This window comes from Halohasta litorea, from assembly GCF_024494645.1.
Taxonomy (GTDB): Archaea; Halobacteriota; Halobacteria; order Halobacteriales; family Haloferacaceae; genus Halohasta; species Halohasta litorea.
In genome coordinates this window covers 325,543-337,778 of the sequence record NZ_JANHDJ010000002.1, presented here as the reverse complement: position 1 = coordinate 337,778, position 12,236 = coordinate 325,543, and the positions used below count along the sequence as shown (strand labels likewise).

The following is a 12,236-nucleotide window of genomic DNA, read 5'->3' as shown; positions in this document are numbered from 1 at the left end:
CGTACGGGTATATACGAACGAATCGAACGTCGTCCGTGACTGGATCTGCTGGGAAGTCGACCGGGCTCAGTTGCCGTTGGGGTGATTCAGCCGGAGCCGGACGACAGTCCCACCGCTCTGTGGCGTCTCGATGTCGAGACTGCCGCCGTAGGTGTCGACGATCCATTTGACGAGCCACAGACCGAGCCCGCTGCCGTGGTTGAGCGGGGTGATCTCGTCGTCATCGGTGATAATTCGCTGTTCGGCCGCCGGGATGCCCGGTCCGTTGTCGATCACTTCGAGTTCGACGGTCGAGGGGTCGGGGCGTTCGGCCGTGACGGTCGCCCGTGGCTCCGGCGAGTCGTTGTGCCGAATTGCGTTATCCAGGAGACTCCGCAGGACGATCTGGAGTTTGTCGTTTGCGCTGACGGCAGTATCGGTCGGGATGTCGGCGCTGATCGCGGCCGCCTCGAACCGGGATTCGATATCCGCGACCACGTCACTGACAAGCGGATCGAGTTCGACCGGTCGGACGGTCGCCTGCTCGCCGAGGACTTTCGCGATGGTGTTGGCCTCGTCGCTGAGCTGTGAGAGCTCGCTTGCGGTCTGTTTGATCTTTGTTGCGGCCGCTCGTGTCTCGTCTTCGGCGGTGGTTTCGATGATCCTGGAGGCCATCCCTAAGACGACGGTGAGATCGTTTCGCAGGTTGTGCCGGAGCACGCGGTGGAGCACATCGAGATGGCGCTCCCGCTGGAGTTCGTCGGTGATATCCGAGTAGATCGCAAAGCCGTAATCCTCCTCGTAGGGAACGCCCCGATAGACGAACTTCCGCTCGCCCTCGTCGGTCATTCGTTCGACGATAGCTGCATTCGACTCTCCGTCCTGTGTTCGCTGGTCGAACTGTGCGGCCTCCGCGCGTTTGGCCGCCGGGACGATCAGCTCGTTGAGGGGTTCGCCGATCACCGTCTCACCATCGTAGCCGAAGACATCGGTAAAGGCGTCGTTGGCGTCGATAATGACGGGTTCGCTCTCGCCGGGCTCTGCCCGGCTGCTTGAGGAACTACGTTCCTCTCTGTCCACCAGCTCGAACTTGACGACGGCGTCTTCGAGCTCCTCGAAGAGATGTCTGAAACAGCCCTCCGAGTGGTGTTGCTCCGACTGCATCGCTCAGCGCGACTCCTGTGAGCGACGGTCGATGTACGTGGCGGCGATTCGTCGAAAGCGGCCCCGAATCCCTGTTGGCTGTCGCGTGATCTGTGAGACTGAATTCATGTTTACAAACACATACTGAGAGCATAAATAAGAACCTATATAACAAACTTTCACCGGCTCCCTTAGGAATATACAGCCAATATTTGCGGGAACAGCAAACAATTCTCAGTCATCGTGGTCGACCGGTTCGGCGGGAATTCCGGCGACCGTCGCATCGGCTGGCACGTCCCGAGCAACGAGCGAGTTCGCGGCGACCTGTGCGCCCGCACCGATTTCGACGCCCGGCAGGATCACCGCCCCAGCGCCGATCATCGCCCGCTCGCCGATGACAACGTCGCCCACGCGGTACTCGTCCTGTAAAAATTCGTGGCAGAGGATCGTCGCGTCGTAGCCGATGATAGCGTGATCCTCGACGGTGATCCGCTCGGGCCAGAACACGTCGGGCGTCGATTCGAGGCCCCACGAAACTCCCTCACCGACCGTCGCGCCCAACTGCCGGACGAGCCAGTTTTTCAGCCGGAGGCTCGGCGAGAGTCGGACCAGCCAGACGACGATATAGTTGAGGACGATTCGCAGCGGCGACTTGGCCTCGGGCCACGACCACAGCGAGTTGTGTCGACCGCTGGTCGGATGGCGTTCGAGTCGATCGTGTCGGCGCTCGCTGTCGGCCGGTGGGGAACTCACGACCTGCTGTATGTCGGGAATCCCTAAAAGAGCATCCGCAGTAAACGCCGATTACTTATAAGTCGCTACTGGCTGTGTGACTCTCTTCATCCTGGATTTGTGACTGCCCCAGTATGCTCGTGACAGATAGAACCGGAGGCGGACAATAACAGCGTTCGAGACGTAGAGGGTGAAGACGACAGTTGACTATCCGTACCGACTCAAGCCGACTCGTATGTGACGGTGCCGTTCGAGTACTGTGTCGGCCGATCTTCATACAGCGCGGCACAGCCCGGCTCCGGACCGCTGGTCGAACTGCCACAGGCGTGGAACTCGCCATCAACGTATCGTTCCGTCCGCATAGCGTCCGCAGCATCGGGGTATGGAGCATCGTACTCGACACGATAGACGATCCGGCCAGGACACTCATCGGACTCGACTGTCGTATTGTGCGTTTCCAGAGACAGCCGATATGTGGCGACCGTCGCATCCGGCAGAGACGTTCGACGGATCTGTGCAGATACCGCTGTCTGCTTTGCGGTGTTATTGATCGTACTGACCCAGACCCCATCAGAGCTCGACATTGCCCAGGAACGGACCTCGTTGTGACACCCTGCGTCGAGAATTTCAACTGATTCGATCTCTGGGTCGGGTGGTGACTCCTCTGAGATCGGGAGTCCACCAACGAGGAGTGCACCGATAGCGACTCCCACGGCGAGTGTGCCCACTAAGAGCAAGCGAGTATCGGGATTTTCGAACCGGCGAGAACGTCCTGTTCCCGCGGAGCCACTCCGATGGAGGGTGGGCTCATCTTCAGTTGAATCGGGTTCGTTCATCGTATAGATTTCCAACAAGATATTACATGGCACTATGGATGCGTTTTGTGGTATAACGACATGGTCGAAACAAGAGATCTCCGAACCGGCAACAATACTGTTTCAGCTAGTGCACACACCTAGCCGGATGAGTTACAATTCGGCAGGTAGTCAGTCGTCGCCGCGCAGTTCGGCCATGTGGTCGACGCGCTGTTGGACGAGATCAGCCTTCCCGATGTCGTGTCGGATACGGAGGCCATCCCCAGCCGCGGCGAGGGCCTCTTCGGCGATCTCCTCGGCTGCGGCGATGCTGTCAGCGAGGCCGACCACGGCGAAGGATCGGGAGGTCGTCGTATACAGGCCGTCGTCGCGCTCGTCGACGCTGGCGTAGAACAGCAGCCCCTCCCCGACGGTCTCCTCGTCGACCGCGATCTTCGCGCCCGAATCCGGATCGGTCGGATAGCCCGCCGGAACCGCGTACTTGCAGACGGTCGCCTCACCGGAGAACTCCAGTTCGGGCAACTCCTCGCCGTCGCGGGCCGCCGTGAGCACGTCGATGAACGGCGTATTGAGTACCGGGAGGGTGTTCATCGCCTCCGGGTCGCCGAAGCGGGCGTTGTACTCGATGACTTTCGGTCCCTGGCTGGTGAGCATGAACTGGCCGTAGAGAATTCCCTTATAATCGGGCATCGCTTCGACGGTGGCCTCCAGGATCTCGACGGCGTCCTCGTAGTCGCCCTCACCCATAAACGGCAGCTCGAAGCCGGTGTCGCTGTAGCTGCCCATTCCACCCGTATTTGGTCCCTCGTCGCCCTCGTAGGCGCGCTTGTGGTCCTGGACCGCTGGCGTCGTCCGCAGGTCGCCATCGGCGACAAAGGCCTGGAGGGTGAACTCCTCGCCGACGAACCGCTCTTCGAGCACGACCCGGTCGTAGTTCTCGCTCCGGATGTACTCCTTTGCACCCTCTTTGTCGACCTGATCGCCGATGACCTTCACGCCCTTGCCGCCAGTCAACCCGGCGGGTTTGACCGCGAGATCGATCTCGCTGTCGTCGATGTAGTCGCAGGCCGCCTCCATGTCTTCGAACGTCTCGAAGACCGGGCAGCCCGGAATGTCGTTGTCCTGCATGAAGCGCCGCTGGAAGGCTTTGTCCGTTTCAATTCTCGCCTCCTCGGACTGCGGACCGAAGGTGTAGATCCCCGCCTCGTCGAGGGCGTCGGCGACACCGGCCTGCAGGCCGGATTCGGGGCCGACGATGGCGAGAGTAGCGCCGACCTCTTCGGCGTAGTCGACCAGCGCTTCGGCGTCGGTCTCGCTGATCGTTTCGAACCCGTCGGCGAGTCGAATGATCCCGGGGTTGCGGTTGCTCGCAGCGGCGTACAGCGCACAATCAGGGGCCAACGCGCGGGCAATGGCGTGTTCGCGGCCGCCACCACCGACTAACAGTACGGTTTCGCTCATACCGGAGAAAGGTCGACAAACGGCCGTAAGTGTTACTTTTGGGAGCTACTGCGAGTCGAACGGATTCGCGCGGACGACCGTTTCTTCCCGACCGGGGCCGACACCGATCGCGTAGATCGGCGCGCCGACCTCCCGGCTTACGTATTCGAGGTACTCGCGGGCGTTGGCCGGAATCGCCTCGTAGCCTTCTTCGGCGACGGCGGCCCAGTCGACTTCCGGCCACGGTTCGAAGGATTTGAGGACCGGCTCACAGTCGCCCCACCGCTCTGTGGTCGCGGGCATCGTCTCGATCTCTTCGCCGTCGAGTTCGTAGGCGTGGCCGACTTTGACCTCGTCGAGGCCCGCCAGCACGTCGATGTGGTTGACCGCGATTCCGGTAAAGCCGTTGGCGCGGGCGGCGTGCCGCAACATGGGGATATCGAGCCAGCCGATGCGTCGGGGTCGACCCGTCACGGTGCCGAACTCGCCGCCCTTTTCGCGGATGAAGTCGGCGAGTTCCTCCTCGGTCTCGTTGCCATCGAGCTCTGTTGGTAGTGGTCCAGTACCGACTCGCGAGAGGTAGGCCTTGACGATGCCGACGACCTCGCCCTGGCCGATGACGGTCGGGCCGACACCGGTGCCGACGGCTGCGCCGCCAGCGGTCGGGTTCGAGGAGGTGACGTAGGGGTAGATGCCATGGTCGATGTCGATAGAGGTTCCCTGTGCGCCCTCGAACAGCAGTTCGTCGCCGTCGTCGAGTCGGTTGCCGAGGAAGTCCCCACAGTTGACGGTCATCGACTCCTCTCGGAACCGACGGCCGTACTCGTTGTAGGTCTCGAACAGCGCATCGACGTCGAACGCATCGGCGTGTTCGGAGTTTGCGATATCGAGGCCGTAGATCTCTTCGGCGAGGTCCCGCTTCTGGGGGACGACGTATTCGAGTCGGTCCCGAAGCACCTCGGGGTCGAGCATGTCGCCGATCCGAATGCCGCGTCGGCCCGCTTTGTCTTCGTAGGTCGGGCCGATGCCGCGTTTGGTCGTTCCGGCGGCGAGATCCGAGTCGCTTTTGACTTCCTCTTCGATCCCGTCGAGCACGCGGTGGTAGGGGAGAATCGCGTGGGCCCGGCGGGCGATCCGCACGTCGGGGTCCAGTCCCTTCTCGCGGAGCGTATCGAGTTCGTCAAAGAGGGTTTCGGGGTTGACAACACAGCCGTTGCCGAGGATTCCGACTTTGCCGCGGACGGCCCCGCTGGGGACCAACGAAAGTTTGTACTCGTTGCCGTCGCGAACGACGGTGTGGCCTGCGTTGTCGCCGCCCTGATACCGGACGACGACATCGGCGTCGCCGCCCCAGATGTCGACGAGTGCGCCCTTGCCCTCGTCGCCCAACTGGGAGCCGACGATAGTTACGGTCATAACAGCCGTCGCTTCACAAGCAGGGGGTAAACCGATTACGGTCCACCACTCCGACCCCTCTCTCGGCCCGTCGGCTGGCGTGACAACACGCCACAGAACCCGAACTGTTAACTACTCTCACTCCAACCATTCACAGTACTGACCTTTTCACCCGTGCCGACAGCAATCTTTAAAAGGGACCAAGACAAGTTAGCATGTGTCATGATAGACAGACTTGAGAAAGAAGTCGACATGCTCGAACGGCACCTACAGGTCCTCCGAATGGTGATCGAGAACGAACCGATCGGCATCGTGAAGATGTCGAACGAGACTGGTTACCCACACCACAAGGTCCGCTACTCGCTTCGCGTGCTCGAAGAGGAGAACCTCATCGAGCCGTCGAGTCAGGGCGCGATCCAGACCGACCACACCGAGGAGTTCGTCGACGACCTCGACAACAAGATCGACTCCATCGTCGAGAAGCTCCGGACGATGCGCATCGACGACGCCGCCGAGATCGAAGGCTAGAGTTTGTTGTTGTCACCGACTGCGCACTGTTTTCCGAAGCCCCACGAGCCGTTTCTCGTCTGAACACCCTCGGCACCGACTACAGTTCCGGAACGTGGAGATCGAAGGTATCGCCGAGCCGTTCGATCAGACAGAGGTGGAACCCCTGTTTGCGGGAGATGTAGACGAAGCTCTTGCCGCGGCTCGCACTCAACAGCCCGCCACCGGTCGCATCGGCAGCCGCATCGAGGGCTTCGCCCTTGTAGTAGCTCGTGGTCACGGCGAACGCGCCAGCGAAGCTCTCTTCGTGTTGGATGATCTCGCTGCCGTCCCGGACCAGGGAGTTGACTACCGCGCCGCCGACCGGCTGGTTCGACTCGTTGAAATCCGCGACGAAAAGCGGCTGGTCCCGCTTGTCACGAACGACAAGGTCGAACTCCGCGTCGATCGACTCCTCGTCGTCGGTATCGAGCGAGACGCTGCCACGTATTTCGGCCCGGTTGATCGCCGGAATCGCCTCGTAGATCCCCTTGAGATCGGTCTGGTTGCCGGTCTGTTGGATATCGAAGAGGAACTCCTCGACGAGCCACCGGGTAAAGGCGAGTTCGATCCGGTCGTCGAGGAACGTCTCGAACGGCGTTCCGTCGACGCTCACTCCATTGCTGTCGAAGGTGGTGTGTGAGTCGATCCGGAGGTTACCCCGGACCTCCTCCTGTGTCGCCGCCCCGGAGAGCGCGTCCTCCAGGGTGGCGTCGCCTTTCGAGGCGTACCGGACCAGCAGGTTGGTTCCCTCTAAAGCCTCGGTCGTACTCATCGACCGGCCGCCCGACATCCCACTCACGTCGGCAGTCGGTCCCGATTCGAGCTGCGCTTCGAGCCGGTCGACCTCGGCTTCGGCCTCCGAGAGCTGTTCACGGACGGATTCGAGCTCTTCGCGGGCCGCATCCCGCTCGGCGACCGCGCTATCCCGCTCTTTGACCAACTGTTCATGCTGTGCTTCGGCCTTCTCCATGACTTTCTCGGCCCGTTTGAGCCGTTGGCGGAGCTGTTTTCGGGAGAGCTTCTTTCCAGCGGTCGACTGCCCCTGCGGCGATTTCGATGCCGATCGTTGGGCCGCCGACCGTGAGGCCGTCTTCTCGTCGGGATCACTGCTCGGATCGAGCGACGGGATCGTTTTTGCGTTGCGCCACTCGGCCTCGGCGCTGAACGCGTCGTCGTTCTGCTCCCCGTCGGCTTCAGCAGTACTCGCAGCTGAAGCACTCGCCGCCGATGTAGACTGTGCGACACTCGGCCCCCCGTTCGTCTCGGCTGCTGCGGCCGTCTTCGTGGCCGTGGGTCTCTTGCCCTCTGTATCTGTGGTCTCGGTGCTCGCCGTCTCGGAACTCGATGTCGCCGAGTTCGGTGGCGCAGACGACGTCTCGCTGGGAGACGGCGTCGGCGTCACTGAATCGGCCGTCTCAGTAGTGTCGGCGGTGTCGGCGTCGGTCTCGGAATCGGGTTGGTCGGTCGAGCGAGCCGCCGATCCAGGAGACTCCTCGTCGGCTGCTCCGGCTGGCTCCGGAATATCGATAACCTCCAGATCCGCAGCGTAGACCGTGTAGATACCGACCTCGTCGTCGGCCCGTTCGAAGGCCTCCTCGTCGGTGAGAAGCTGTCGGCTGTTGCCGACGAAGGCGACGCTCATCGACTTGCCACCGTAGTAGACCGTGTAGTAATCCCCCGAAAGCACGTTCTCGGAGAGTTCGATATAGCCCGTGAAACTGCCCGACGAAAGCGTGGCATCCGCCTCCGAGATCGGCTTTTCGTTCGTGTAGTACTGTGCCTGTTTTTCGCCGTGGCCCTGCATCGCATACAGCAACGGCAAGGCGTCGGCGGGAGCCTCGTATACGGTTCCGTCGGCCTCGTCGAACGACGATACCGATCCGTCTTCGACTCCGATGAGTCGTCCGTTGAGCATGAAGGCCCACACCGTGCCCTGTGTGACCGCGCCCGAAAACTCCCGGTCAGCGAGCCCGTGAAGACCCTCGTACCCGCCGCTGAACGGGGCCGACTCCCACTCGGTCACGGCGTCGACTATCTCGCTATCCATTTGGTATAACGTCGCTAGAGACGACTGAAATACTTTCCGGAGCGTCGCACATTTTATTCATATATTTAAAAATGAATTAAACGTGGGCTACCGCGATATCCGCGGTTTGCGGTCAGACTGCCAAGACGGCATAAACGACAAGGAAACCGAAATAGAGCGCGACCAACCCGCCGAGGGCAACGATCCGAAACCGGTTGAGCTCGGTTTCTTCTTGGGTATACGTCTCCTTGAACGCCTCGCGTTCCTCGTCGGTAAGCTCCGCATAATGTTCGAGCCCTAAATGAAGCCGCCGTTGTTTGTCGTCAGTGAGTTCGAACCCGCAGTAGGGACAGACTACTGGAGTTTCGTCGGCCGGGACTGTGGTTTCAGGCTGTGGCCGGTCGCTCATGGGCCACCTCCCGAAATGAACGGCGGCTCGACGATCGGCGTGGTGACGATCCAGAGGCTGATCATCGTGTAGCCGACCATCACGAGCGTGATCCCATACTGGCTTTTGATCGCTTCGAGCCGACCGGGCAGCAGCTCGTAGGCGGCTGCGTGGGCCACCCAGACGGCGACGACGTGGCCGCCCAAGACGAGCGCCATCTCGAGCCCCGAAACCCAGCCGGGGAGTCCCGCCAACACGGGCGGCTGTTGCGGTGGCGACAGCGGGGCGGCACTGACAACGGCTACTGCGGGCAGCAGTCCGAGGACGAACGCGAGGTTGTGGGCGAGATGGTAGCCGACCGCGATCGCGAGCAGTGAGGGGGCGAACCGTCGACCCAGCTCCTCCTGGGAGATGTAGGTCTCACCGTAGCGGCGAGCCAGCCCCAACGACCACCAGAAGGCCCCCAGAAAGAGCCCGAACCCGGCGATGTAGGCAACAAAGTAGACCAACAACGGTGGGAGCCCGAACCCGACAACACTGACGACGAACGTCTCCCAGAGCCACGTCGCAACGAAGCCGTCGAACGTGGTGACATACAGCAGACAAACGATGAATGCGACCTCATCGCGGCCCGAAACGAGATCGGGGTCGGTGAGTGCCATCCCCGGCAGGCGGAACGAGATCCCCTCGGCAGTTCGCTCGAAGGGTGCGAACCGACCGAAAAACGAGAAAGCATGTGAGATCGGGTCGACGTTGCCGAACCACGCCTCGGAGCCGAAGACGACCGCCCCGGCCACGGTGACCGCGCCGTAGCCGAGAATCATCGACGCCAACAGCCGCGGATCGTCGGCCAACGGAGTGACGACCTCGATCCAGATCAACGCGAGGAGCCCGGCCACGCTCGGCCACGCGCCTAATCGATCAGGATACACTCGGTCGATCGTCGGCAACAGGTCAGCGATCGTTCGAAACGGGTTGAGCGTCGGCCACGTGTTGCCAACGAGGTAGGTCGAGGCGACGTAGCCACCCCACCAGACGACCCAGACAAAGACGACCGCGAAGTTGCGGAACCCGGTCGGGGGCCCGGCGTAGCCGACATACACGGTCAGTAGGAGGAGGCTAATACCCGTTAGTCGAGTTATAAACGAGACAATTCTCCCTGGCGACGGGAGCGTCCCACCCCACTGGTGAAACGAGCGGATGAAGACACGGTCGGTGACGAACGATGCCAGCAGAAACGAGGCCCCGACAGCGCCGCCGCCGGTCGCCAAAAACAGCCACGTCGGGACGTCGACCGTCGTGGCTCCGGCGTCTCTGAGTCCGGCCGCGTGGGCGAGTACATCCTCGCTGAGTAGCGTGATCGCAGCCAGTGCCCCTGCGAGTCCGACCCCAGCCTGCAGGCCGAGCCGTCGACGGTCCATTTGCCTGCGGTAGGGCCAGCCGATAGGAGTAGCTTGCGACTCGGCGTGGGTTCGGATCAGCCCGGCGACGGTTGGGAGGATTTTTAGTCACAGACTTGCAACTGGCTGGTATGAGTACCGAAACGGAGGACGGACACGACGATCACCACCACCATCTCCCGGCGGTCGAAGACTGGCCGCGCGGCTTCGGCGAGGCGAGTTGGTGGCCGTTCGTGACCGCGCTCGGTGGCGCAGGCATTTATATCGGTGTCGCATTGTGGATTCTCGGCGACCTCGTCCATCCGCTGGCTGGCCCGGCGGTCGTCGCTGGCAGCGTCGGCTTCTTCTTGACGGGGATCTACGGCTGGCTCTACCACGCCTTCATTACGAAGTTCTGGTCACGGGATGTCACCGAACACGGAAGTGCGTCGCTCCGCTGGGGGATGATCGCCTTTTTAGGATCGGAGCTGGCGACCTTCGGAGCAATCTTCAGCTACTACTTCTACTTCCGTGCGGGCGCCGAGTGGACGCTCCCGGCGACCACCCCGGATCTGGTTAGTTCGCTCATCCTCGCAAACACGGCGATCCTGATCGCCTCCTCGTTCACGCTCCACTGGGCCCACGTCGCCATCCGAAGCGGCGACCGCACGAACTTCCTTCGTGGCATGGGGCTGACAGTCCTGCTGGGGATTGTGTTCCTCGGCGGCCAGGCCCTAGAGTACTTCGAGTTCATCGCCCACGAGGGCTTTACCCTCGGCGAGGGGATCTACGGTTCGGCCTTCTACGGGCTGACCGGCCTCCACGGCCTTCACGTCATGCTCGGAGTCGTCTTCCTCAGCATCGTCTTCATCCGTGGCCTCTACGGCCAGTACTCCGCCGAGCGCCACCTCTCGGTGAGTACGGCCTCGATGTACTGGCACTTCGTCGACGTCGTCTGGGTCTTCCTCGTCGTCGTCCTCTACGTCGGTGCCGGGCAGGCATAGTCGAGACTCGACTGTTGTGGGTGTTTTCGCTATCGAGTAAGCAGTCGTCGTCGGCAGCGGGTTAGGAAGCGTCTGTCGAGACGTCTCGAAAGGTCTGATCCGTTAGCTCGTACCAGGCTTCGACGAGTTCCAGGAACGCCTCGTCGGTGACATCATCCGGTGGGGCCGAAGTCGTGTCTCGAAGTTCGTTCCTGACGGTTTCGAACGCGCTCCGTGCGAGGTCTAGCTGTGTCGCCGACTGGTCGTCGATATAGGCGGTCCCTTTTACTGTCACCAGTCCAGCAAACATCCGTTCGACCAGTTTGATCTGCCAGCGCTGCTGTTCGAACTTCGTCTGTAGCTCCGTCATATACATTTCCTTGTCGGCGATCTCCTTACCGAGGGCTTCGTGATCGCGTTTCGCGCTGGCGAGTTCGGATGGCCCACTGGAGTAGATCTCCTCGTCGTCGGTCGAGCCGATTCGGGAGTACGCTCCGTGAATGTATCGCTGAATAGTAGCGAGATCCGTGATGAGATCGTCATACGTTCTGTACTCTCGTACCTGTTGTCTCTGGTCTTCGGTGGTTGCAAGATCCCGTGACTCCGTCCAGAGAATATCCGAGGCTCTATTCAGGTGTTCTCGGGCATTGTTCGTCTCGATCTCCGTACTTGGGAGCACGTGCAGAAGTGTCGGCTCTTCGAACTCGGCCGAGCGCCCGTACTCACTCAGTGCGCGTCGAAACTGGTCTTCGGCCCGGCTGATCGACCGCTCTAGTTCGATCTCGTCGTCGGTTTGCTGTCTGTCGTCGCCTTCGGGCTCCGGCTCGGGCTCGGGTTCCTGTTCGGGCTCCGACGTCTCGGTCTGTGAGTCGGCCCCTTCGGAGTCCGGCGCTGGGGCCTCCTGTTCGGGGTCGGGCTCGGCGGTCGTTTCTGCGTCTTGGTCGGGTTGGGACTCCTCGTCCTCAAGCACCCCTAAACACCCGGAAACAGCTACAGTACCACCCACCACGAGGTACGTCCGACGGTCCATATATTGTACGTGAATTACTAATATAAAAGGATCAATATTATTTTTGGTTATTCCCTGTTCGAATCGGGTCGGCTGTCTCGTGGCATCCAGGACGCCGTTCTGCAGTGGGGATACCTCGGGCCGGAATCAACGCGATAGTTCGGCAGTCCGCCGCTGAACAGCATCGCTGCGCAAGCGATTGGTTCACACGAGAATGTTTGCGAGGGAAGAACGCTCCAAGAGCGGTCTTCCGCACTGTTGCCAGTGCGAGGGGAGGGATTTGAACCCACGGACCTCTACAGGAGCGGAGCTTGAATCCGCCGCCGTTTCCGGGCTTGGCTACCCTCGCACGCAGTGCCAATCGACCTGTACGGTCCTCACCCGGATTCTGTGACCGT

At 61.4% G+C, this 12,236-nt stretch carries 11 protein-coding genes and 1 tRNA gene; 2 read left to right on the top strand and 10 right to left on the bottom strand.

The window, feature by feature from the left end; genetic code table 11:
* Positions 1-66 precede the first annotated feature (66 nt).
* The 5 genes from NO877_RS06615 to NO877_RS06595 form a co-directional block, all read right to left on the bottom strand.
* Positions 67-1,143: a PAS domain-containing sensor histidine kinase gene (locus NO877_RS06615; RefSeq protein ID WP_256395534.1), complete on the bottom strand. Its 1,077-nt coding sequence runs from the start codon at positions 1,141-1,143 to the stop codon at positions 67-69.
* A 213-nt stretch (positions 1,144-1,356) separates the two neighbouring features.
* Positions 1,357-1,875 (bottom strand): acyltransferase, encoded by a 519-nt coding sequence (locus tag NO877_RS06610; RefSeq protein WP_256395533.1) that lies wholly within the window; start codon positions 1,873-1,875, stop codon positions 1,357-1,359.
* A gap of 200 nt (positions 1,876-2,075) precedes the next feature.
* Complete coding sequence (locus NO877_RS06605) at positions 2,076-2,690, bottom strand: hypothetical protein (RefSeq protein ID WP_379827130.1); 615 nt, start codon at positions 2,688-2,690, stop codon at positions 2,076-2,078.
* A 150-nt stretch (positions 2,691-2,840) separates the two neighbouring features.
* Positions 2,841-4,130: a phosphoribosylamine--glycine ligase gene (gene purD, locus NO877_RS06600; protein ID WP_256395531.1), complete on the bottom strand. Its 1,290-nt coding sequence runs from the start codon at positions 4,128-4,130 to the stop codon at positions 2,841-2,843.
* A gap of 45 nt (positions 4,131-4,175) precedes the next feature.
* Positions 4,176-5,525, bottom strand: coding sequence for an adenylosuccinate synthase (locus NO877_RS06595; RefSeq protein WP_256395530.1), 1,350 nt, complete (start codon positions 5,523-5,525; stop codon positions 4,176-4,178).
* Positions 5,526-5,726: 201 nt separating this feature from the next.
* Here NO877_RS06595 and NO877_RS06590 point away from each other — a divergent pair, with 201 nt between their 5' ends.
* Entirely contained in the window at positions 5,727-6,032 is a 306-nt protein-coding gene (locus NO877_RS06590; protein ID WP_089670888.1) for a hypothetical protein, read from the top strand.
* 79 nt (positions 6,033-6,111) lie between these two features.
* On the opposite strand, the gene NO877_RS06585 is transcribed toward NO877_RS06590, so the two are convergent.
* The 3 genes from NO877_RS06585 to NO877_RS06575 form a co-directional block, all read right to left on the bottom strand.
* Positions 6,112-8,100, bottom strand: coding sequence for a DUF7527 domain-containing protein (locus NO877_RS06585; RefSeq protein WP_256395529.1), 1,989 nt, complete (start codon positions 8,098-8,100; stop codon positions 6,112-6,114).
* Positions 8,101-8,212: 112 nt separating this feature from the next.
* A complete protein-coding gene (locus tag NO877_RS06580; protein ID WP_256395528.1) occupies positions 8,213-8,488 on the bottom strand; it encodes a DUF3106 domain-containing protein in 276 nt (91 codons plus the stop codon).
* Positions 8,485-9,888 (bottom strand): hypothetical protein, encoded by a 1,404-nt coding sequence (locus tag NO877_RS06575; protein WP_256395527.1) that lies wholly within the window; start codon positions 9,886-9,888, stop codon positions 8,485-8,487. Before NO877_RS06575 ends, NO877_RS06580 begins: the two co-directional genes overlap by 4 nt.
* 110 nt (positions 9,889-9,998) lie before the next feature.
* Between NO877_RS06575 and NO877_RS06570 the strand changes: the two genes are divergently transcribed.
* Positions 9,999-10,850, top strand: coding sequence for a cytochrome c oxidase subunit 3 (locus tag NO877_RS06570; RefSeq protein ID WP_256395526.1), 852 nt, complete (start codon positions 9,999-10,001; stop codon positions 10,848-10,850).
* Between the two features lie 61 nt (positions 10,851-10,911).
* Here the strand turns inward: NO877_RS06570 and NO877_RS06565 are convergent, their stop codons facing one another.
* Positions 10,912-11,859, bottom strand: coding sequence for a hypothetical protein (locus NO877_RS06565; protein ID WP_256395525.1), 948 nt, complete (start codon positions 11,857-11,859; stop codon positions 10,912-10,914).
* 244 nt (positions 11,860-12,103) lie between these two features.
* Positions 12,104-12,187, bottom strand: a tRNA-Leu gene (locus NO877_RS06560).
* Between the last annotated feature and the right edge of the window lie 49 nt (positions 12,188-12,236).